This window comes from Desulfosediminicola sp., assembly GCF_048381775.1.
Classification (GTDB): Bacteria; Desulfobacterota; Desulfobulbia; order Desulfobulbales; family Desulfocapsaceae; genus Desulfopila; species Desulfopila ganghwensis.
In genome coordinates this window covers 88147-110883 of record NZ_JBLXGE010000015.1, presented here as the reverse complement: position 1 = coordinate 110883, position 22737 = coordinate 88147, and the positions used below count along the sequence as shown (strand labels likewise).

The window sequence follows — 22737 nt, the reverse complement described above, 5'->3', positions numbered from 1 at the left end:
AGCTTCACTGCACTCACATTCCTTAAAGATATAAGAACAATTTCAAGCCCGTCCCCCCGTTTCATCCGCATAAACGGTCATATACCAGATTGGCTATGCAAACCATACAAAAAACCGCCTGCAGGTGCAATTGCACACACAGGCGGTTCGTACATCATCAATACTCTATAATTACTATCTTTCGATACGATTACAAAGTGCTGAATTTCTCGATCCTGCGCTGGTGCCTGCCTCCAGCAAATTCTGTGCTTAACCAGGCACGCACAATTGCATCTGCTACACCAAGTCCGCTTACACGGGCTCCAAGGCAGAGTACATTTGCATCGTTGTGTTCCCTGCTCATACGAGCGGTGTATTCATCATGGCACAGGGCAGCACGAATTCGCTCATCCCTGTTCACAGCAATCGACATGCCGATACCGGTGCCGCAAATGAGAATACCACATTTGCTGCTCTTATCCACGACTCGTGCAGATAGCTCCTGAGCAATATCAGGATAATCTACAGATTCAGGGCTGTGACAACCGACATCGGTAATTTCATGACCAAGCTCCGCAAGGAGATCTTTCACCTGCTCCTTAAGCTCGTAACCACCGTGATCTGAACCAATTACAATATTCACAACATCCCCTCGAGCTCTAATCAATCAGTGAACTTCTTCATGGCAACTACCGCATTAGTGCCACCGAAACCAAAAGAGTTGGAAATCGCTGCATTGATTTCCATCTCACGCGCCGTATTCGGCACGTAATCGAGATCACATTCCGGGCTGGGCTCAGCATGGTTAATGGTAGGCGGAGCGACCTGGTTATAAATCGATAAAGCCAGAAATGCAGACTCGATTCCACCTGCAGCACCAAGCATATGACCGGTCATGGACTTGGTGGAACTAATGGCAAGCTTATAGGCATGTTCGCCGAAAACCGACTTAATCGCGGTTGTTTCACAACGATCGTTGAGCGGTGTCGAGGTTCCATGTGCATTGACGTAATCGATATCTTCAGGGGCAAGTCCAGCATCTTTCAGGGCCATTTTCATTGCCCTTTGCCCACCCTCACCATCTTCAGGTGGAGCGGCGATGTGATATGCATCACTGCTTAAGCCGTAACCAACAACCTCTGCATAGATCTTGGCACCACGAGCGCGGGCATGCTCAAGGTCTTCCAGAATGAGAATACCGGAGCCTTCAGACATGATAAAACCATCACGATCCTTATCAAACGGACGTGAAGCGGCTTTGGGGTCATCATTTCTGGTGGAAAGGGCTTTCATGGCAGAGAATCCGCCAATGCCAAGCTCACAGATAACTCCTTCCATACCGCCGGTGACGATAACATCGCTCATACCATACTTGATATGCCGATATGCCTCACCCACTGCGTGGGTTCCGGCTGCACATGCTGTGGTGAGAGTGAGGTTCGGTCCCTTAGAGCCAATCTCCATGGAGATGTGTCCGGACGGCATATTCGGAATAGCCATGGGGATGAAAAACGGGCTGATACGTTTGGCTCCCCGCTCGAGCATCACCTGATGATACTTGGTGATTGTCGGCAGTCCGCCCATTCCACAGCCTGTGATAACACCAACTCGCTCACAGTTCTCATCGGAGACTTCAAAACCACTGTCCTCGACAGCCATTTTTGCTGCAGCCAGACCATACTGAACAAACAGGTCCAGATGTTTGGCTTTTTTGGGCTCTATAAACTCTTTTGAGTCGAAGTCTGTAACTTCTGCGGCTATCTGAACCTGAAATTCACTGGCATCAAAGCGGGTGATGCGATCTACGCCACTCTCGCCGGCTATCAGATTTTTCCAAGCCTTATCGACTCCGGTTCCAATTGGAGTTACGAGGCCAATACCTGTAACGACAACTCTACGATTCACAATGAAACTCCTAAGTGTTATCTACACCATCAGTCTCAATATCTGATTGCAGATATCGAGACTGGCGACATATCCTGCTTACTTCAGTTTCTGAACGTAATCAATTGCATCCTGAACGCAGGTGATCTTCTCAGCATCCTCATCAGGAATCTCGATATCAAAACCCTCTTCCATAGCCATGATCAGCTCAACGAGATCCAGAGAATCTGCACCGAGATCATCTACGAAAGAAGCATTAGGAACAACCTTGTCTTTCTCAACACTCAGCTGTTCTACGATGATATCAATCATTTCTTGTTCTATAGCCATTACTTATCTCCCTATATGGTTTTGTTCTTCAGTTGCAGCTTCTCTTGTTAACTGTGCAACCTGCAGTGGTTTTTACCCGCAGCATGCGATATTTACCACATTTTTTTTCTTATTGAGGGGAAAACTACATATACATGCCACCGTTGACATGCAAGGTCTGCCCGGTCACATAGCGCCCATCTTCAGATACCAGATAGGCGACTGCACCGGCAATATCCTCAGGCGAGCCAAGGCCTGCCATCGGTATTTCACTTTTAATCTTAGCCTGAGCAGCTTCGGTCATAGTCTCTGTCATTTCAGTTACAATATATCCAGGAGCAACCGAGTTAACAGTGATATTTCTCGAAGCAAATTCTCTGGCAATAGATTTGGTCAACCCACCCAAACCGGCTTTAGCCGCAGAGTAGTTGACCTGGCCTGCGTTGCCTGATGATCCAACAACGGAGGAAATGTTGACGATACGTCCCCATTTCTTTTTCATCATTGGCTTGGCGGCCGCTTTAGCGCAGAGGAAAGCACCTTTCAGGTTTGTGGTGAGCACATCGTCCCAATCACTCTCCTTCATGCGTGCCATCAATCCGTCACGGGTAATACCGGCGTTATTCACAAGGATATCAATTGAACCGGCATCAGCGACGATTGTCTTGAACGCCGCCTGAACCTGTTCACCGTCAGAAACGTTGAACTGAACAGCCTCAGCCTTACCACCAGCATCAGTGATCATCCTGCAGGTCTCTTCGGCTGCATCAGGTCTGCTGACGTAATTGATATACACTAAAGCGCCCATGGCGGCAAGACGCTGGCTGATTGCCCTGCCGATACCACGGCTGCCACCCGTTACTACGGCTACTTTTCCTTCAAGCATCATGCACCTCGCTTTTCTTCAATCTTGCGTATAAGTTTCGGTATAATCTCTTGAATATCTCCAACCAGACCGAAATCGGCAACATCAAAAATCGGAGCGTTCTCATCCCGGTTTATAGCCACAATGGTCTCGGAAGACTGCATTCCGGCTACATGCTGTACGGCGCCAGATATACCACAGGCAATGTACAGCTTTGGAGCTACGGTCTTACCGGTTTGCCCCACCTGATGAGGATATGGAATCCAACCGGCATCAACCACTGCCCTTGAAGCAGAGACGTTGGCATCCATCGAATCGGCAAGTGTCTTGAGAAGGGCAAAACCTTTTTCACTCTCGAGACCTCTACCACCTGAAACCAGGATTTCAGCCTCTTGAATATTGACATTGCTCTCCTCGGAAACAACCGACTCGAGGACTTTTATTCGAGATTCACCGAGTGCTGCCGGGATTTCGACATCTATTATTTCACCTGTTCGCGCAGAATCAAATTCAAGGGCTTTCATGACCTTCGGACGAACAGTAGACATCTGCGGCCTATGGGCAGGACAGACTATGGTGGCCATAATGTTGCCACCGAAAGCGGGTCTGGTCTGCAATAACGCACCATCTTCTTTACGAATTTCCAGTTTTGTGCAGTCAGCTGTAAGCCCGGCGTTCAACGTCGTGGCAACTGCAGGAATAAACGATCGTCCTATGGCAGTTGCCCCGGCAAGTACGATCTCCGGCTTGTTGTCCAGGATCAGCCTGGTAAGAACCTTGGTGTAGCTGTCTTCAGAAAAACCGGCAAGTTCAGGTGTATCAACCCGGTAAACAACATCGGCGCCATGTCCAATCAGGGTATCAGCTACATCTCCGGTTTCTGAGCCGATCAACACTGCAGAAAGTTTAACACCACGAATATCAGCAAGTGTTCTGCCTATTCCAAGAAGTTCCAGCGATACGGTTGCTAAAACACCGCCGCGGAATTCACAGTAAACAAAAATATCCTTCCACTCACTGATATCGGCAACGCCGGATGATTCAGCAGTTTCTATGGACAGTGCCTCGACATCACAGCTGTCAACACACGCGCCGCAAAGAGTACAGGAATCCCCTATAACCGGCAAATCGGCTACCATCTCAATGGCAGCAAACGGGCAGCTCGATTCACAAATACCGCAGCCGATACAGACTTCTTCGTTAAGTTTTAACATTGTCAATTCCTCCTGCAGCCTAGAGATACGGGGTTAATTTATCGACAAGCTGATCTATCTGCTCATCAAGTGTTCCGGTGAGAATGGAACGTTCACCCCGAGCCTGGGGAGGAAATACATTGGCAACCTGGGTTGGCGAACCCGGCAAACCAATACATGCAGGATCGGCATTGATATCGCTTGCAGTGAGGGTCTGTATCTCGGCCTTTTTAGACCTCATCTTTCCTTTCAATGAAGGCACACGAGGGTCATTGATATCTTTTACCACCGTAAGTAATGCAGGCAACGGAGCCTCGACTACATCATAGCCATCATCCATCATGCGCTCAACTACAATGCGGGTATCATCCGCCTCACGCACTTTTTGAACACAGGTAACGAAAGGAAAATCCAACCGCATGGCAAGGCCAGGGCCTACCTGGGCGGTATCTCCGTCTATTGCCTGTTTGCCGCAGAGGATAAGATCGGCACCGCCGAGGGTTTCAACCGCTTTTTCAAGGGTATACGCAGTTGCCCAGGTATCAGCACCTGCAAAAGCACGGTCTGAGACCAAAACACCACGGTCCGCCCCACATGAGATTGCGAGCCTCAGAATCTCTTCTGCCTGGGGAGGTCCCATGGTCAGCACGATAACCTCGCCACCATGTGCTTCCTTGAGACAAACAGCCTCTTCAAGGGCATGTTGGTCGTAAGGATTCATGATAGACTCGACCCCTTCACGGGCCAGCGTATTCGTTACCGGATCAAGCCGTACATCCTTGGCATCCGGGACCTGTTTAACACAAACAATAATTTTCATGGAATAACCTGCCTGGTGAATATGAGAGTAACACGCTTAACGGAATCACCTGCAACCCGCTGTATCAGCGAATTGCAGATGTTCATTCAGAAAACGCTTTTTGCCCTGAACAGTATGTTACTTTGCGTATTCCTTGTTCAGTTCCTGACCCACGACATTGCGCTGGATCTGGTTGGTTCCCTCATAAATCTGCAGGATTTTTGCGTCACGCATCATCTTTTCGACCGGGTACTCAGACATGAAACCGTAACCACCAAGTACCTGAACGGCATCGGTAGCCACTTTCATTGCCACATCGGTCGCATAGATCTTGCACATGGATGATGCCTTTGACATATCCTTCGGGTGGGCAACAATATGCTTTGCAGACTGGTAGACCAGAGCACGAGCGGACTCGACACCGATGGCCATATCCGCGAGCATGTGCTGTACTGCCTGGAAGGCTATGATTGGCTTGCCGAACTGTACGCGCTGCTTGGCATAGCTCGCCGCCTCATCAAGCGCTCCCTGTGCCAGACCGACACCAAGTGCCGCGATTCCCGGACGGGACGAATCGAGGGTCTTCATCACAGTGATAAAACCGGTACCCTGACGACCAATGATGCGGTCCTTGGGAATACGACAGTCCTTGAAGATAAGCTCGGTGGTTGAAGATGCACGGATACCCATCTTCTTCTCTTTCGGCCCGCAGGAAAAACCGGGGTCACCTTCTTCCACGACAAACATGGAAGCACCGCGAGCACCCTTGCTGCGGTCGGTGATGGCAACAACAGTATAGACCTGCGCTTCACCACCATTGGTAATCCACTGCTTGGTACCATTCAGTACCCACTCGTCCCCGTCAAGCACTGCAGTGGTCTGGATGCCCGAGGCATCAGAACCTGCATTTGCTTCGGTAAGACCAAAAGCCGCAAACTTCTCACCTGTAGCAACGGGTGGAAGATACTTTTTCTTGAGCTCTTCCGAACCTGAGATCAGGATCGGGTAGATTCCAAGTGAACTTGCTGCAAATGCTGTACCTACACCGATACAACCACGACCGAGCTGCTCAAGCGCGAGTACGCTATCGAAACAGTTCCCGCCGAAACCACCATATTCTTCCGGAATTAACAGGCCGAACAGGTCCGCTCTGGCCATATCGTTTAAGATTTCCCGCGGGAATTCGTGTTTCTCGTCAAGTTCAGCGCGATTTGGAATAATCTTCTCATCAGTGATCTGCCGAGTGATATCGACGATCATCTGCTGCTCTTCCGTCAAAAAATAATCCATCTCAAACTCCTCTCTCTTCTACACTACCACTTAATCAGCCCTGCCCCCCACGTAAAACCACCACCGAAGGAACAGAACAGTACGGTATCTCCTGTTGAAAAGCGCTTCGCCCTATGCGCTTCATCCAGCGCTATTGGTATAGACGCAGCCGATGTATTACCATAGGCTGAAACGTTTATAAACACTTTATCTTCGGGCAATTGGAGACGTTCTGTCAATTTGTTAAGAATTCGGATATTTGCCTGATGTGGTATAACCAGCTGAATATCATCGAGATCCACCTTCTCCCTAAGAAGTAGACCCTGCACCGCATCTTCCATCGCTTTTACAGCGTATTTAAAGACTTCGCGGCCTTCCATGACGATATGAGCACCAGTGTTATCCGGCACCTGCAAATCCTTGTTGGTACTTTCCGGGGCGTGCATGTAGAGTAGCTTCCACAGCGAACCGTCCGAAAAGAGGTTTGAGCCGATGAATCCGCGGTCGCTGTCATCCCAACCGACAACTGCCGCCCCCGCTCCATCGCCAAAAATGATACAGGTATTGCGATCCTCCCAGTTAACCCGGGTTGACAAGGTCTCAGCGCCGATTATCAAAATCTTCTTCGAATGGTCAGCCTGGACATATTTATCTGCAAGATCCAGTGCATACAGAAAACCGGAACATGCCGCATTAAGGTCATATGCAAAAGCATTTGTTGCACCAATCTCGGTCTGCACAAAGCAGGCACAAGAAGGCATCATCATGTGTGAACTGATGGTGCCAACAACAATCAGGTCAATTTCGGAGGCATCTACCCCAGCCATCTCCATGGCCTTCTTCGCGGCCCTGGCTGAAAGCTTATAGGTGTATTCATCACCTGAAGCGATGTGACGGGCTTCAATACCGGTACGGGTACGGATCCACTCGTCTGAAGTTTCGACAACTTTTTCAAGATCACTGTTTGTTACCACCTTTTCAGGCAGACATGATCCTGTTCCAAGAATAACAGACCCCATTATTCCTCCGATTGTGCTGTAGCAGATTCCACAGCGATTCCACGCGATATTTCCTGATTCACGTTATTATTTACCATCTTCGCTGCTTCACAGATAGCGTTTCTGATAGTCTTTCTGTCCGATTTACCGTGGCAAATCATACCAATACCATTTACGCCAAGCAAGGGAGCACCACCATAAGTGGAATAATCAACCCTCTTCTTGAAAGCACGAAAGGCTGGTCTTGCTAACAGATAGCCGATTTTTGCCGGAATGGATTTGACGATTTCATCACGGAGCATTTTCATGGCAACTTCAACAAGACCTTCACTGATCTTTAAGCAGATGTTACCAACAAAGCCGTCACAGACAATAACGTCAACTTCGCCCTTATATACATCGCGTCCTTCGACATTGCCGATGAAATTAAGCGAACTGTTTTCGAGCAGGTCGTAGGTTTCTTTGACAAGGGTGTTCCCTTTGCCGGATTCTTCTCCAATGGTCAGAATCCCTACCCTCGGGCTGCTGTTACTATGAATTTTAGAAAAGGCAGAAGCCATTATGGCGAACTGAAAGAGATGCTGCGGGCGACACTCTACGTTGGCGCCAATATCCATCATCACTACAGGCTTCTTCAAGGTGGGAAAAAATGAGGCGATGCCGGGCCGGGATACTCCTTTAAGGCGTCCAAGCTTGCGTACTGCCGCTGCCATGGTAGCACCGGAATTTCCGGCACTGACAACAGCATCTGCTTTCCCCTGACCAACAAGGTCAAAGGCTACCATAATAGAGGAGTCCTTCTTCTTACGCATTGCGTCGACAGGATTGTCCTTCATCTCAACAACTTGAGATGAATGGACAATCTCGATCCTCGACGCTATCGAAGAATCAGGAGCTACTTTAGCGAGGTGTGATTGCAGGAGGACTTCGTCCCCCACCAGACTAATATGAATATCAGACTGTTCGGCGGCTAATAATGCCCCGGCAATCAACTCCTCCGGCCCATGGTCTCCGCCCATGGCGTCCAGGGCAATGTGCACGGCGTATCTCCTACTCTACTTCAGTATCAAGGGCAAATACAGTTCTACCTTTGTATGTACCGCATGCTGCACAGAGACGATGTGGTTCTTTAGGCTCACCACAGTTTGCACACAGAGAAACGCCAGGCGCTTTCAGTGCATCGTGGGAACGGCGTTTACGAGTTCTTGAACGGGAATGTCTTCTTTTCGGCAGAGCCATAATATCCTCCAATTGGCATATAAGTTCCAATCATTGAGTGCTGCTTAATCCTTCTTCAACTTCTTCAGTACCGCAAACGGTGAATCCTGCGGAAATTCCGAACAGCTGCACTTATCACTGCCCAGAAACGCACCACATACAGGACACAGTCCACGACATGTATCTTTACAGAGAGCCTTACCCGGAACAGCAAGATACATCTGTTCCCTAAGGATCTCGGCAACATCGATGACCGGATCTTTCAGGTAAAGTGTATCACACTCTTCTTCGCTGCATTCTTTATCCGGCAGCTCTGATACTTCTTCCTCTCGCGTGGTTATCAGATAGAGGAAATCTTCATTGAGTTCAAAAGCCACAGGCTCGCCGCACCGCGAACACGCCAACTCGACGGTTACAGCAAGATTACCTTCCAGTACAACAGTGTCATCATCTTTTGATTGTATGACAACCTCTGCAACGGGTGGTGTCAAAACCACTACCTCGTCAATCGGCTGCCAACTGTTTTCCGGAATTATGTATCGGGACTTCGCCCTTCCTATCTCACCAAACGCAATTCTCATATTTCCCTCTGACACCCCTTTAGAAATTATGAGGGGACACAAAGGAAGCAAAAATAATCAATTTAAGCGATATTGGCCACAAAAAAAAGTACAGGTATTCGCAAATTTCTCGCAGGCACTGTAGTAAAGGTTACTGATCACATTACTAGGTAGCCGATAATAAGCGAATAATCGCAGGAAATACTACAGGATGAGAGCCAGACGCTCTGAACTTTTTTGTAATCTTTGTGATACGACCCTGAGTGTCTTCTTCAGCAGAGCTACATATAACTGCGGATTGACCTGCTCCAGTTCTTCAAGCAGGTGTCTTGGGAACTCTAACACCTGCGAATCTTCGACGGCAATCATGGTGGACCCGTGCCTGCTTGCAGCAAATAATGCTGCCTCTCCGGCCAAAGCCCCAGTGGAGAGTAGCGCTACCGCCTGGGTCCGCTTACCGATCCCCACCGGCCTGTGTACAGCAAAACACCCCTTAGCTACCATATAGAGGGAATTTGCCTCTTCACCGGCTGTAAACAGGTGTTCACCTCGTACTTTATCAGTGCTGGTAAGGTTTGAAAACACTTCTCCGGTGTCCAGGGCAATGAGATCGGCAAAGTGTTTATTCAGCACCCTACGACCGGTATCTGAATCATTTTCCAAGACCATAATCAACTCTACCCTTGTCCATTGAGAAAAGAGTCGTTCTTTTCACGGAGTACCTTCATCAACCCACCGAAGTCCTCGGTTCGCAAAATAGACCTGAACTGTTGGTTGTAGTTTCTTACCAGACTGACACCTTCAATATTGATATCATATACCATCCACTTCGCACCATTGCGTGTCATTATATAATGAACCGGGATTTTTAAGCCTTCGTCCTCTATCAGCGTAGAGACCTGAGCCCTGTCACCTTTAACGCGTTCACTCACATACCCTATAGTCTGCCCGGAATATGTTTCGAGCTTACCTATGTATGCGTTTTCTAAAAGCTTGGTCATTTGCGTGATAAACTCCTCGCGCTCGGCCTCGGAAATGTCTCTCCAGGTGCTGCCGAGAATCCGCTTGCTCATTTCACGGAAGTCAAAACCAACCTTGATGGAATTCATGATTTTAGCCCGACGCTCAATCTTATGGGAATCGCCCTTGAGCCCCGGGTCACTCAGTACACTGGTCAGTTTTGACAACGTTGGCCGAAGTTGGGCCATGGGACCATCATCAGCAAGCACAAGATTTGCGGATAAGAAGAATACGACCAGTACAATAAGCCGGACACGACGTGGTAATTTTTCAGATACATTGAACATCACAGCAAAACCTCTGGTTTCTTATGGAAACCATCCCCTAAGAATTACTTTATTTTTTATTGGATTCTATAAGCTTACGCCGATAATCGGCATATGCTTCACGTGTTGCGACATATGGATCAAGTGAGATCTCGACAATCTCTTCATAAACAGGTGGAGTAATTGACAGCCTGTTAATAAACTCGGTAGCCCTGCCCGCAATCTCAACTCCGGAATCCAGATCGACCCACTTGTTTGGGTGCAGGTACATATCACCCACTATGCCCACGGTATCGCGCACATTGGAAGGACCGAAAACCGGCCAGCAGATATAGAAACCTTCTCCAATATTATATGTTCCCAGGGTCTCGCCAAAATCGCCACGGGCCGGCTGCAGGTCAAAATGTTCCGCCGCCACATCCCCAAACCCGTACACACCCACTGTGGTATTGATCAGAAAACGCTTTAACACAACACCCGAATCCCGGAACCTTCCCTGTAACAATGTGTTCACAAAGTTTATTGGAGCGGCCAGGTTATAGAAAAAATTTCCGATCGACAGCCGGACGTCTTCTGGTAAAACCGCTGAGTAACCTGTTTTTACAGGCTTTAACACCCAGAAGTACAGCCTGTCATTGAAGGTGAAAAAGACCCGGTTCAACGGCTCAAAAGGATCAAATATTTCGAACTCAATCTGCTCATCAAGCCATTCTTCATCTTCTCCAAGCAGGTCCGGATCGGGCACCCCTTCCTCAAGAATATAATGATGCCCACCGATCCCGTAGGTATCTTCTGCTGACACCCCGGTCAGCAGAACAATAACCAGTAGAGGAACCGATATTACAAATGCTGTAAGTAGACGCCAGAGCTTCACGGTTCATTTCTCCTCATTTTGCGCTGCCGAAAGCAAATTTGCTGATAAGAGATTCGATGTCGACAGCTGACTCGGTTTCTGTGATTATATCACCTTCACCAAGAACCTCCTCATCCCCTCCCAAACTAATAGCAATAAATTTGTCGCCGATGATTCCCTGGGATTTGACCGAAGCCATTGAATCGACCGGGACCTGCAACTCGTTCTTCAAGCGCATGCTTATTACGGCATAACTATCTTCATTCAGCCGTATCCCCTCGACGTTGCCTACAACCACGCCTGCAACCTGCACAGAGGCCCCCTGCTTAATCCCGGAGACATTGTTGAACTCCGCGTCAATTGAGTAGGTAGTTCCTCTGCTTAACAAAGAAATTTCTCCCAACTGCAACGCCAGGTAAACCAATGCTCCAAAGCCTGCTACCATGAACAGGCCGACTATAGTATCAGTTGTTCTGCTCTTCATTATTCCACCAGTTGACTCTGATATATTTCACCCATCGTAGTACTCACAAAATCCTGAATATGTTGTTTTCCAGACCACTGAATTTCTTCAGGGCTGGCAAAAACATCAGTCTTGCCGTCATTGAGAATTATCACCTGATCGGCGAGATTGAAAACTTTTGGTATATCGTGACTGACAATGATCGAAGTAAATCCCACCTGGGCCTGGACGTGATCAAAAAGCTTATAAATATCCTGCGTCATCACAGGATCCAGCCCTGTTGTGGGCTCATCAAACAACATGATTTCCGGCTTAAGCTGCAAAGCTCTTGCCAGACCGACCCTCTTACGCATGCCGCCACTCAGCTGCGCCGGATATTTCCCTTCATGTCCTGTGAGTTCCAGCTGCCCCAGGGTTTCCGCAACCATTTGCTGTATCTCATCTTCGCTTATTTTCGTTCTCTCACGTAGCGGTAAAGCAACATTTTCATACACAGTGAGGGAATCAAACAGTGCTGCCCCCTGAAAGAGGACACCAAATTTCATGCGCAGCTGCTCAAGCTGCTTACCCGAAATATTGGTTACATCCTCTCCATCAACCTTGATCATGCCGCTATCAGCCCGCATTAGGCCAAGGATAAGCTTCAACGTTACACTTTTACCCTGCCCGGAACGTCCGGCAATAACGGTGGTCTTCCCTTGAGGAATTGAAAAACTCACCCTGTCCAGAACAGTCTGCCGGGTACCGTCTTTTCTGGGAAATGACTTCCCGACTTCTATGAATTCTATTGCAGTTGTCATCAGAGCAGTATCGCTGTCAGTAAATAGTCAAAAACAAGCACTGAAATGGAAGAGAGCACTACAGCCTGGGTGGTAACCCGGCTGACACTTTCGGCACCGAAACCGGCCCCTCGAATTTCACGTACAAAATATCCCCTTCCGGTACAAATCCAGACAACCAGCAGCCCAAACACAAATGACTTAATCACGCCTAGGCGAATATCATGATTAGTCACGCTGGTTATCATGCCATCAAAATAACTACCAGGATTCACCCCCATCAAAGTCACACCCGCCACATAGCCACCGGCGATACCGACAACGTCGAAAATAGCAGTGAGCAAGGGGACAGAGAGCAGGGTCGCGAGAAATTTTGGTGTGATCAGGTAACGAAACGGATCGATCGCCATGCAGTCCAGCGCATCTACCTGATCAGAAATCTGCATTATTCCAAGTTCGGCACACATGGCAGAACCCGCTCGCCCTGCAACCATAAGAGCTGTCAGCACGGGTCCTAACTCCATGATAAGGGTAAGGGATACTGCAGACCCCAACATTCCTTCAGCACCAAATTTATGTAAAGAATAGTAACCTTGCAGGCCTAAAACCATACCGGTTGAAGCTGCTGTGAAGAATATCACGACAAGAGATCCGGCACCAATGAAGTGCACCTGGCGCACAAACTCGCGGAACCTGAATGGACGACGAAATACACCGACCACAGCCCGGTAAAGAAAAATGGCCATGCGGCCAAGATCACTGAGCGTGTACCGGCCCGTGTTTCCAATTTTTGCGACTGAGTTTAATATCATAAAACTTTCACATCTAAAAACGACTCTGACTTCTTCATTCAATAGGCGCCGTAATGGAACAGCCTTCTTCCAGACAATCCGGACCACCGTATATAAATCACCGTATATAAATAGCATGGTGTTTGCTATGCGGTCAAAGAGCAAACAGTAACCGGCTTTAAGGCCAAAGCCACACAAAAGCCAGCAACAAACTACTATTACGGCGAAAATCTCACATAATTCTTAACAGATACTGACCTCTACAAACCGCTTGGCTAAATTTTGCGTGGATCAAACGCTTCCCGCAGTGCCTCGCCTATAAAAATGAGCAACACCAATGTACCTACAAGCACAATAAATGTTGATAGAGACAACCACCAGGCATCAATATTCGCCTTCCCCTGGGCAAGTAACTCCCCAAGACTCGGTGTTGAGGCCGGTACCCCAAGCCCGAGAAAATCCAGACTGGTCAATGCAAGAATGGCGGCAGAAATGCGAAAAGGCAGAAATGTTATAACCGGTGTCATTCCATTGGGGAGAAGATGGCGATACATAATCGTGATATTGCTTACCCCCAGAGCTTTTGCAGCTTTCACGTACTCCATATTTCTTCCTTTCAAAAATTCCGCCCTGACGTAATCCGAAAGACCCATCCAGCTGAAAAGAGAAAGTAATATCAAAAGCAGTAGTATACTTGGCTGAAAAATGGAAGAGAAAATGATCAGCAGATACAATTCAGGCATCGAGCCCCAGACCTCAATAAATCGCTGAAAAAACAGATCTGTTTTCCCACCGAAATAGCCCTGCACCGAACCAGCCAGAATACCTATCAGGGTCCCGACAGTTGTCAGCACCAAGCCGAAGACCACGCTGATTCGAAACCCATAGATAAGACGGGCCAGCACATCCCTGCCCCGATCATCCGTACCCAGCCAATTGACTGAAGACGGTGGTGAAGGCACCGGCTGGTTAATGTTCAGATTTATGGAGTCATAGCTGTGACCATTAATCGGGAAAAATGCTACTCCTCCCTGCCGCTCCATGAGTTCCTTAAAATACGGGTCCGAGTAATCGGTCTCTGTCTCGAAATAGCCACCAAATGCTGTCTCCGGGTAGGCAATAAAAAGCGGGAAATGGGGCCTGCCTTCGTAGACCACCAGCAGAGGCTTATCATTACTGATGACTTCCGCAAAGAGACTCGTCAGAAAAAGGATTGAAAAAATAACAAGACTCCAATATCCCCGCCGGCTTCGCTTAAACTGTTGCCACCGCCTATTAGCCAGGCTCTGTTGAGCAGGTCTGAATAATTTTACCTTCGTCTCTTTCATCGGCCATCCAACAATACCGGCTGTTTCTGCCGCTTTCCCCGGCCTACTCATCGATATCCTCAAAACTTATCCTCGGGTCGACAAAGACATAGCTGAGATCAGACAACAGCCGCGAAACAAGCCCCAGCAGTGTAAAGAAATAGAGCGTACCCAAAACAACAGGATAATCCCGGTTAAGCACGGACTGATAGCCGAGCAGCCCCATACCATCCAGCGAAAAAATTGTTTCAATAAGGAGGCTTCCGGTAAAAAATGATGCCAGGAAGTAGCCGGGAAAACCGGTGATAATAGGAATAATGGCATTGCGGAAAACGTGCTTGTAGAGAACCTGCCCCTCGCTCATTCCCTTGGCTCTGGCAGTGAGCACATACTGTTTGCGAATTTCTTCCAGAAACGAATTTTTGGTAAGCATAGTCATGACTGCCAGACTGCCCACAGCGCTGGCGGTGATCGGCAACACCATATGCCACAGATAATCCAGCACTTTCATAACCAGGCTGAGGTCAGACCAGTCATCCGAAACAATGCCCCGCAAAGGGAATATGTTCCAGAAACTGCCACCACCAAAAAAAACGATGAGCGCAATACCAAGTACAAATCCAGGAATAGCATAACCAACCAGGATAACGGTAGAACTGACCACATCGAAACGGCTTCCGTCGCTGACAGCTTTTTTTATCCCAAGAGGAATGCAGACCCCATATACAATAAGAAAGCTCCAGAGGCCCAGGGACATCGACACCGGCAGTTTGGAGATAACCAATTCAACGACACTGGTCCGGTAGTAGTAGGAGTCACCGAAATCAAAAACCAGATAGTTGCCCATCATAGTAAAAAATCTTTGCATCGGTGGTTTATCGAAACCGTACAGTTTTTTTAGTGATTCCAGCTGCTCGGTATCAAGCCCGGAATCACCGCGATACAGTGAACCACCCGAGACAACTTCCCCTCCGCCGGCACCATAGCCTTCAACTTCAGCCACCAGTTTTTCGACCGGTCCTCCCGGGACAAACTGGGTGACAATGAAGGTTATCAGCATGATTCCGATCAAAGTCGGGACCATCAGTAATATTCGTTTCAGGATATATATCAGCATCGAAGACGGTGTATTTTAAGAAAAGAAGATGTTATCTCCTGTAATAATACGTAAATTACACCAATCTACCACCCCAAAGTTATCAGGCTCATCTTTTTCTGCTCTTTAGCATTCGAATGGTGCTGCTTAAAATGATTTGACGCCTGTGGGCGGATTGACTAAAGAGAAAGGTGTCTACTCACCTTATTATCAGGAAAATATACCAAATGATGATCACAACCAGCGCAGACCTGAGCGAACTTGTAGCCAGGGCATGTAAAACTGATGCCGTAGCGCTCGACACCGAGTTCGTCTGGGAACGTACCTACTATCCGCAACTGGGCCTCATACAGATGGCTCTCTCAGACGAAGATTGCATCCTTATCGACCCCATCGCGATTGAAGACCTCAGCCCACTCGGAGAGTTGCTCTCTGACCGGAGTGTGGTCAAGGTTCTTCACGATGCTCCACAAGACCTTGCGATTCTCAGCAGGGTAACCGGTGCTATACCACAGAATATATTCGACACTAAAATTGCTGCCGGTTTTGCCAATCTACCCTCTACAATGTCACTATGTAAGCTTATAAATGAGCTGCTTGATATAGAACTACCGAAGACAGAAACCAGAACAAACTGGCTTAAACGGCCACTTGACGAAAAGCAGGTACTCTACGCTCTGGACGATGTGCGCTACCTGAGGGCGGTTCGGGTTCTTCTGCTTAATCGGGTAATAGGCCCCCAGATTAAATCCTGGCTGCAGGAAGAATTGAACATTCTGAACAACCCGAAGCATTACCAGGAAAACTGCAACGGCGATCGTTTTCGCAAAATTCGCGGTTGCGGGTCGTTGAAGAGAGAATCGCTCGCTATATTAAAAGAGCTCGTAATCTGGCGCGAGGGTGAAGCAAAAAAGCAGGACAAGCCTCGAGGCCATATCATCAAGGACAACATCCTGCTGAACATCGCCAACGAAAAGACTTTGCAACTCGAGAATTTACAAAACAAAACTGGCATTTCGCCAAAGGCATTCAAAAAATACGGTACTGCAATTATCGAGTTGACCCAGCAGGTGCTCAATACACCCGAAGAAAATTATCCCACCGTGAAGCGTGTTACCAGGTTATCCCAAAAGGACAAGCTGACACTGGACAAACTGCACGGCCTCATTAAACTCAAATGCGAACTCCTTGGCATAGACCCGGCCCTGGTCGGCAACAGCAGTGAACTTAAAAGCCTCGCCAAGGTATTGACCAGCTCCAGAAGCCAGCAACTTCCGGACCTCAGACAAACAGAAGGCTGGCGCAGAAGTTTACTTCAGGATTTTTTTCATCAGCACCATTGATTATCCAATTTCTGATCCACTCACCAAAGGCGCATATGGCAAAAAATGGTGTGAAGACTTATATATTTGATTGTTGAGAATTTCAGCTCTACTCTACTGTGAAAATATACCTTCACTCAGATTCACAATTCCGGGCTGATGAATTGCGCCCCATGCTACAAAATGTAAAAGGTTATAATTATGAAACCAATTCACGACAGAATGCCAAGATCGTTTACCTGGGTTGTCTTTATCACACTTTCACTGGTGTTCTCTGCCACTACCCTGCCTGCCTTTGCTCAAGAGCAAGGCTTTCGAGGGTGGGAAGCCGACTCAGACTACAACAAGCTCTACAACCCCAAAGAGCTTGACAGAATTAAAGGCGAAGTAATCAAATTCGAGGAGATTACTCCACTGAAAGGGATGGCTCCGGGTACTGCACTTTACCTGGATGAGGGTGATGGAGAACCCATCCTGGTACATCTCTGTCCGGTTGCCTACGCAAACATCAAAGAGACCGGCATCAAGCGGCGTATGAAAGCAAAAATCCGTGGCAGCTGGGCTGTAATCGATGGCGAAGATGTATTTCTTGCTTCTAAAGTAAAACAGGGCGACCATTTCGATTTCAAAGTTCGACTCACCAGCGACGGCACTCCATTCTGGACCATGAGTCCGGAACAACTGGCCAAAGAACTTGCATCAGAATAAGCTCTGCACCCGGCATACCAGAATTTCATGCCAGATCTGAACAACCCGGAAGCTCACAACAAAGGGCAGGAACCAGGCGATAATAAACTGGCTCCTGCCCTTCAGGTTATAGCCGAGAATTGCACGCACTGTCGGAAATGTCGGCGTGAATGTGTCTTTCTTAAAAGCACGAGCACTCCCGGCGAACTGGCCCGCACCATCCTTGGCCATCACCCTGGATCAGCTGATACCACTTCGCCAACCGCAGCAACCTTGGCACATCTTTCATACCAGTGCAGTTTATGCGGTCTTTGCACTTCCGTATGCCCTGTCGATCTCGAACCTGACATGATGTTTTTACAGCTCCGCAGACAGGCAGTGGAAAACGATCATTTCCAAGCCGGTAAATACCGGCGTCTGTTGAGCTACGAACGACTTGGCAGCAATACGTTTTTTCGCTTTCACTACATTCCTGAAAACTGCGACACTGTCTTCTTTCCCGGTTGCGCCCTGCCGGGAATACGGCCTGATCACACCCTAAGACTTTATGAACTCCTTCTTCAGAACAACCCGACGGTCGGCATCATTGTAGACTGCTGCCTGAAACCATCCCACGATCTCGGCAGGCAGAAGTTTTTCGAGAAGGGGTTCGGGCAACTGATACAAAAACTGACTGCCAACGGGGTTCAGAGGGTTATTACCGGCTGCCCCAACTGCCACCTGACTTTCCGGCAATACGGTGCACCTCTTGACATCACGACTATATATGATGAACTGGAGAAACTCTGCCAGCAAAACTCTTTCAGGCCAGCATGCACAGACAAGAGGGCTTTTACAATACATGATCCCTGCACCACTCGATTTCATCAGGAAGTTCACCAGGCAGTTCGAAAGCTGAGCAAGAGAGCTGGCGGTGTTATAAAAGAAATGGAACATAACCGTGAGAGAACCTACTGCTGCGGAGAGGGGGGAGCTGTCGGCTGTGTGGGAACGGACTTCGCTGCAGGCTGGAGTAAACGCAGGCACGATGAAACCAGGGATCTGCCGATGATAACCTATTGCGCAGGATGTACAGTACGATTAGCCGGCAAAGGGCAGGTTCTTCATCTCACCGATCTACTTTTCCCAGGCCTTCGGCCAGGCCTGCCCAGGCGGTTGCCGGCACACCCACCTCTAACCTACCTGAACAGATTACTGCTCAAGTTTAGACTGTATCGCCTAAGTCGAAAGGCAGCTGGCATCAGCTCGTCATGAGCCGATAGATTTCAGGCAGTCTGGCCGGCAACTGCTCTACCTTCTCGACAAAGATGGAGTTATGTCTGCCACACATATGACTCAGATAAGAATGTGCGGTACGATCAACTGTAATCGAGAAAGTGTGCACTCCCTTCCCCCTGGCCTCGTTAAGGGCCTGGCGGGTATCTTCAATGGCGTACTCACCACGATAACCATCATAATCTTCCGGCTTGCCATCTGTAAGTGTTATCAGCAGACGAACCCTGGCATCCGTATCTGCGAGAAGATTTGTCAGATGCCGTATCGCCGGTGCCATCCGGGTATATTCCCGAGGCGAAACTCCACATATCCTCTGCTCGACATTTGCACCATATGCCTCATCCATCTCTTTGATACGAAACAGCTCACAACGAGAACGACGCATGCCGGAAAATCCATAGATAGCATACCTGTCACCAACAACCTCCAGCACATCACTGAGCAGCACCAGCGATTCTTTTATGGCATTGCCCACCCAGCCCTCAGTGGAGTTGGACATATCCACCAGAAACATTACCGCAATATCCCTGTCGTCGCGTAACAGTCGAATAAAAAGGCGCTCCGATGGGGCAATCCCGGCTCGCTGGTCTCCTCTCGCCTCCACCAATGCGTCAAAATCGATATCATCGCCGTAACGCCTTCGCCGAACGAATCTATGCTCAGCCCGAAGCATCTCGAACTGTCTTCGCAGCTGCAGCATCAAGCCGCGGTATCGCTCCTTTGTGTTCCGGATAAACTTCGACGTAACCGGCTGAATCTCTTTTTCGACAAGAGAACACCAGTTTTTCCGATACCCCTGCCTGCGAAAATCCCACTCATCATACAGGTGGACAGTGCCTGTGTTATCGGTCAGCGACTCCCCGAGCTGTTCGCCTCCCCGAGTAAAAACCGCCCTCCCGGCAATCCCCGCAGCTGCCTGAACATAACCTTCCGGAACATGACCGATATCATTTGAGATGCTGGCCATAATTTCGAGAATTTCCGCTGAAAGCTCCATCGACTCATTGTTGATACTGAGAACCTGACCGGTGTTGTTATCATCCGTCGATTGAGCCACGCTCACTGCCAATCGGCCACTATCAGCAGCATCGGTGCTGGAGCCGCCGGCCATATCACTCTCTGCCGAATTCTGCTCTTTCTCCAACAGATGTTTTCTGATAACAGCCGCTAACTGATCTACAAATACCTGCTTCTGCTCTGAGCGTCTGCGCAGAACATAATCCTGAACCTTATCGAACTTGAGCACCCCTGTAAAATCGGCAAACATCTGCCAATCATCAACACTACCTGCTCTCACCTCTTCCTGTATTTTTTGATAATACGCAGGGAGTTGCTCGATAGTCTCCTGGTGGCTCCCAGGGTAACCCGCAGTGCCACCACCTACAACCACATCAGTCCTGTCGCTGACCAACGCCAATAGTCTACTGTAATAAATGCCCCTGGCTACCAGGGCAGAGTGATATTGAGAAGAGTGTACAAGGTACTGCAGCAAGGGACGAACCAATCGGCACAGACCAGGCAGATCTCTTGCCAGCATTGCAAGAACCCGTGTGAATTCCAGGAATTGATAGATATTCCCGGCTACTTCCGGTTGATCATAATCGTCAAGGAGATTTTCCAGCTGATCGGCTGTCACGCTGGTGGAGTTACAATAGCTCTTTCCCAGCTCACTCCCCAGCACCCCCAGTCGTACATATCCCCATTGGCAACAAACCAGAAAGTTATAAAACCGGTTATTATCGCTTTGTTCAGGAAAGTAACTGATTTTTCTCGGTAAATACATGGTTTCTCCATCAGTCCAGGCCCTACCGCCGACCGGTAGGGGTTCAAGCTGAAAGTCAACCCCGGATACTCCGCGGATAAAATGTTGCAGCCGCCCCCTTATCTGCTCAAAATATGCACCATCCAGACCTGTCAGTCTGGCATAAAAATTTTCCTCTATCTCCGACATGAAGAGCCTTGAACCCCTGAGTCCATCCTCTTCATATCGACCGAGGCATTGCCTCACCCATTCCGAGAGATTCGTTCCCAGCCTGTCGATATGCTGAACACCATACTGGATATACGAGACACAGAGACTCTGACTCACCGGCCAGACCGCATGAACATGGGACAACAGTGCCTGCTGCTGAAAAGGATCAAGCTCCAGCATTGGTTCAAGCGCCTCTTCAACCTCCCACTCCTGAGGCTGGGATGGAGAAACTTCCCTGTAAAATTGGTCTTTTAATTGTTGAAGATACATTATCAGATGCGATAAAAACTGCGGCTAAAAGAGTGACTCCAGCATTTCATCCAAAGCGGCAAGCATATCCGGGTCATCGGTGAGACTCCTGGTGATACCTGCCCTGCACGACTCAATGATGGAGATGCCGCTTACGTGCAGCTTGCCGGCCTGTATCAGCAGCCTGCTTGATGCCCCTTCCGGCAGACCGGAATCTTTAAGACTCCTGGTCATGCCGGCGAGTTTCACCAGTTGAGCTGCAATGTTCTGGTCTACGCCGCTCTCACTCGCTACAATGCGGCACTCCAATTCAGGCTCAGGATGGTCAAAAGAGAGTGAAACAAATCGTTGGCGGGTGGATGGCTTAAGATCTTTCAAAACACTCTGGTAGCCGGGGTTATACGACACAGCCAGCATAAACTCGGGGCTGGCCGTAAAGAGCCTGCCGAGTTTTTCCACAGGCAACTCCCGCCTATCGTCTGCCAGGGGATGAATCACCACAGTGGTATCTTTTCTGGCCTCAACCACCTCATCCAGGTAGCAGATTGCACCTGCCTTCACCGCAAGCGCCAGTGGACCATCGACCCACACCGCTTCGCCGCCGCGAATTATATACCTGCCCACCAGATCTGAGGTTGACAGATCGTCATGGCAGGACACTGTGATCAGAGGTCGCTGCAATTTCCAGGCGAGAAATTGCATAAAGCGGGTTTTTCCACATCCAGTTGGTCCTTTGATGAGTAAGGGCAACCTGTTTTCATAGGCCGCCAGGGCAAGCTGTAACTCATTGCCCTGCTGCAGGTAAAACGGCTGCTCTGTCAGAAAGTGCTCTTCTATCCTCGACTCGGTCGCCTTTTCCATTTCTCATTCTCTTGTTAGATCATTTGCAGGCAAAATCAGACTTTCCAATAATTATTCCCAGTCCATATGATATGCATTCATAAAGAACTCGCAACCTTCGGTGCTTTAGGGAGCTGATCGAATCGCCTGGGGTAGCGACAAGCCTCTGTTGACCAGCCTCTGCAAATACGCTATGTTCGATTTCGCAATTTGAGATTATCCGGCTGGGTGCGCTCGATTTTCTTATGAGCATTGTGCTCGTCCCTTGATTATACGGGTCGGCTGGACGAATCAGATAACGAACCAGGGTGAGAAATTCGATCCAGACTTTCCAGCGCTGATTTGCAATTTTTCGAATATTACGGATTATGAACACATTTGAAAAAGCCTATTCCATTTTCGCTATCCTCTTCGGTGCAGTCTTTATCTGGTTGCTGTTGACTCTCCCAGACATGAGGCAGCTCAGCATCCTCATTCCGGTTACCACCGTTGGCCTGATGATAAATGTGATTATGATGTTCTTTGTCTTTCGGGATATTTTTTTCAGGCCGGCTCTTTCTAAAAACGCTAAACTGCTCTGGACAGTAACAGTACTTCTCTGCTGGCCTGCGATTCTCGTCTACCTGCCCCTGCACGGCTTCAGAACTCGTATCGCCTGAGCAGCAAAAAATATCCAGTATCTTCCATCACCATTATTAATATGGAACATGGTGATGGGTTACCGGTCATACTCCGTTTCTGCA

At 48.6% G+C, this 22737-nt stretch carries 25 protein-coding genes; 4 read left to right on the top strand and 21 right to left on the bottom strand.

What is annotated here, in order from left to right:
• Positions 1–190 precede the first annotated feature (190 nt).
• From rpiB to ACN5NT_RS20710, 19 genes are all read right to left on the bottom strand, one after another.
• On the bottom strand, positions 191–622 hold the full coding sequence (gene rpiB, locus ACN5NT_RS20800) for a ribose 5-phosphate isomerase B (protein ID WP_136798005.1): 432 nt from the start codon (positions 620–622) through the stop codon (positions 191–193).
• A gap of 20 nt (positions 623–642) precedes the next feature.
• Positions 643–1884, bottom strand: a complete 1242-nt coding sequence (gene fabF, locus ACN5NT_RS20795; RefSeq protein WP_419176752.1) for a beta-ketoacyl-ACP synthase II — start codon at positions 1882–1884, stop codon at positions 643–645.
• A gap of 78 nt (positions 1885–1962) precedes the next feature.
• Positions 1963–2193 (bottom strand): acyl carrier protein, encoded by a 231-nt coding sequence (gene acpP, locus ACN5NT_RS20790; RefSeq protein ID WP_136798003.1) that lies wholly within the window; start codon positions 2191–2193, stop codon positions 1963–1965.
• A gap of 124 nt (positions 2194–2317) precedes the next feature.
• Positions 2318–3061 carry a 3-oxoacyl-[acyl-carrier-protein] reductase gene (gene fabG, locus ACN5NT_RS20785; protein ID WP_136798002.1) on the bottom strand — a complete coding sequence of 248 codons (744 nt, stop codon included), beginning with the start codon at positions 3059–3061 and terminating at the stop codon, positions 2318–2320.
• Positions 3058–4251 (bottom strand): FAD-binding protein, encoded by a 1194-nt coding sequence (locus tag ACN5NT_RS20780; protein ID WP_419176751.1) that lies wholly within the window; start codon positions 4249–4251, stop codon positions 3058–3060. The genes fabG and ACN5NT_RS20780 overlap by 4 nt, the downstream gene beginning before the upstream one ends.
• Positions 4252–4270: 19 nt before the next feature.
• The gene (locus tag ACN5NT_RS20775; RefSeq protein WP_136798000.1) at positions 4271–5050 is read right to left on the bottom strand and encodes an electron transfer flavoprotein subunit beta/FixA family protein; all 780 of its coding nucleotides are present in this window, start codon (positions 5048–5050) and stop codon (positions 4271–4273) included.
• A 117-nt stretch (positions 5051–5167) separates the two neighbouring features.
• Positions 5168–6319, bottom strand: a complete 1152-nt coding sequence (locus ACN5NT_RS20770; RefSeq protein ID WP_419176750.1) for an acyl-CoA dehydrogenase family protein — start codon at positions 6317–6319, stop codon at positions 5168–5170.
• 23 nt (positions 6320–6342) lie between these two features.
• On the bottom strand, positions 6343–7317 hold the full coding sequence (locus tag ACN5NT_RS20765) for a beta-ketoacyl-ACP synthase III (protein ID WP_176360071.1): 975 nt from the start codon (positions 7315–7317) through the stop codon (positions 6343–6345).
• Positions 7317–8336, bottom strand: a complete 1020-nt coding sequence (gene plsX, locus ACN5NT_RS20760) for a phosphate acyltransferase PlsX (RefSeq protein ID WP_419176749.1) — start codon at positions 8334–8336, stop codon at positions 7317–7319. The genes ACN5NT_RS20765 and plsX overlap by 1 nt, the downstream gene beginning before the upstream one ends.
• Before the next feature lie 10 nt (positions 8337–8346).
• Positions 8347–8535 (bottom strand): 50S ribosomal protein L32, encoded by a 189-nt coding sequence (gene rpmF, locus ACN5NT_RS20755; protein ID WP_136797996.1) that lies wholly within the window; start codon positions 8533–8535, stop codon positions 8347–8349.
• A 44-nt stretch (positions 8536–8579) separates the two neighbouring features.
• The gene (locus tag ACN5NT_RS20750; protein WP_136797995.1) at positions 8580–9095 is read right to left on the bottom strand and encodes a YceD family protein; all 516 of its coding nucleotides are present in this window, start codon (positions 9093–9095) and stop codon (positions 8580–8582) included.
• 183 nt (positions 9096–9278) lie between these two features.
• Complete coding sequence (locus ACN5NT_RS20745) at positions 9279–9743, bottom strand: cyclic nucleotide-binding domain-containing protein (protein WP_419176748.1); 465 nt, start codon at positions 9741–9743, stop codon at positions 9279–9281.
• 8 nt (positions 9744–9751) lie between these two features.
• Positions 9752–10381 (bottom strand): MlaC/ttg2D family ABC transporter substrate-binding protein, encoded by a 630-nt coding sequence (locus tag ACN5NT_RS20740; protein ID WP_419176747.1) that lies wholly within the window; start codon positions 10379–10381, stop codon positions 9752–9754.
• 49 nt (positions 10382–10430) lie between these two features.
• Positions 10431–11234 (bottom strand): VacJ family lipoprotein, encoded by an 804-nt coding sequence (locus ACN5NT_RS20735; protein ID WP_419176746.1) that lies wholly within the window; start codon positions 11232–11234, stop codon positions 10431–10433.
• Between the two features lie 13 nt (positions 11235–11247).
• Positions 11248–11697 (bottom strand): outer membrane lipid asymmetry maintenance protein MlaD, encoded by a 450-nt coding sequence (gene mlaD / locus ACN5NT_RS20730; protein ID WP_136797991.1) that lies wholly within the window; start codon positions 11695–11697, stop codon positions 11248–11250.
• Positions 11697–12476, bottom strand: coding sequence for an ABC transporter ATP-binding protein (locus ACN5NT_RS20725; protein WP_419176745.1), 780 nt, complete (start codon positions 12474–12476; stop codon positions 11697–11699). The genes mlaD and ACN5NT_RS20725 overlap by 1 nt, the downstream gene beginning before the upstream one ends.
• Complete coding sequence (locus tag ACN5NT_RS20720; RefSeq protein WP_136797989.1) at positions 12476–13267, bottom strand: MlaE family ABC transporter permease; 792 nt, start codon at positions 13265–13267, stop codon at positions 12476–12478. The genes ACN5NT_RS20725 and ACN5NT_RS20720 overlap by 1 nt, the downstream gene beginning before the upstream one ends.
• A 254-nt stretch (positions 13268–13521) precedes the next feature.
• On the bottom strand, positions 13522–14574 hold the full coding sequence (locus tag ACN5NT_RS20715; protein ID WP_136797988.1) for an ABC transporter permease: 1053 nt from the start codon (positions 14572–14574) through the stop codon (positions 13522–13524).
• 43 nt (positions 14575–14617) lie between these two features.
• A complete protein-coding gene (locus ACN5NT_RS20710; RefSeq protein WP_419176744.1) occupies positions 14618–15670 on the bottom strand; it encodes a microcin C ABC transporter permease YejB in 1053 nt (350 codons plus the stop codon).
• Positions 15671–15876: 206 nt separating this feature from the next.
• Between ACN5NT_RS20710 and rnd the strand changes: the two genes are divergently transcribed.
• The 3 genes from rnd (at position 15877) to ACN5NT_RS20695 (ending at position 18912) form a co-directional block, all read left to right on the top strand.
• Complete coding sequence (rnd, locus tag ACN5NT_RS20705) at positions 15877–16992, top strand: ribonuclease D (RefSeq protein ID WP_419176743.1); 1116 nt, start codon at positions 15877–15879, stop codon at positions 16990–16992.
• Between the two features lie 180 nt (positions 16993–17172).
• Positions 17173–17679, top strand: coding sequence for a hypothetical protein (locus tag ACN5NT_RS20700; RefSeq protein ID WP_136797985.1), 507 nt, complete (start codon positions 17173–17175; stop codon positions 17677–17679).
• A gap of 27 nt (positions 17680–17706) precedes the next feature.
• A complete protein-coding gene (locus tag ACN5NT_RS20695) occupies positions 17707–18912 on the top strand; it encodes a (Fe-S)-binding protein (RefSeq protein ID WP_419176742.1) in 1206 nt (401 codons plus the stop codon).
• On the opposite strand, the gene ACN5NT_RS20690 is transcribed toward ACN5NT_RS20695, so the two are convergent.
• Entirely contained in the window at positions 18899–21175 is a 2277-nt protein-coding gene (locus tag ACN5NT_RS20690; RefSeq protein WP_419176741.1) for a nitric oxide reductase activation protein NorD, read from the bottom strand. The two genes, ACN5NT_RS20695 and ACN5NT_RS20690, sit on opposite strands and share 14 nt — an antisense overlap.
• A 24-nt stretch (positions 21176–21199) precedes the next feature.
• Positions 21200–22015 carry a CbbQ/NirQ/NorQ/GpvN family protein gene (locus ACN5NT_RS20685; RefSeq protein WP_419176740.1) on the bottom strand — a complete coding sequence of 272 codons (816 nt, stop codon included), beginning with the start codon at positions 22013–22015 and terminating at the stop codon, positions 21200–21202.
• A gap of 347 nt (positions 22016–22362) precedes the next feature.
• On the opposite strand from ACN5NT_RS20685, the gene ACN5NT_RS20680 reads away from it, so the two are divergent.
• On the top strand, positions 22363–22653 hold the full coding sequence (locus tag ACN5NT_RS20680; RefSeq protein ID WP_419176739.1) for a hypothetical protein: 291 nt from the start codon (positions 22363–22365) through the stop codon (positions 22651–22653).
• The last annotated feature ends 84 nt before the right edge of the window (positions 22654–22737 follow it).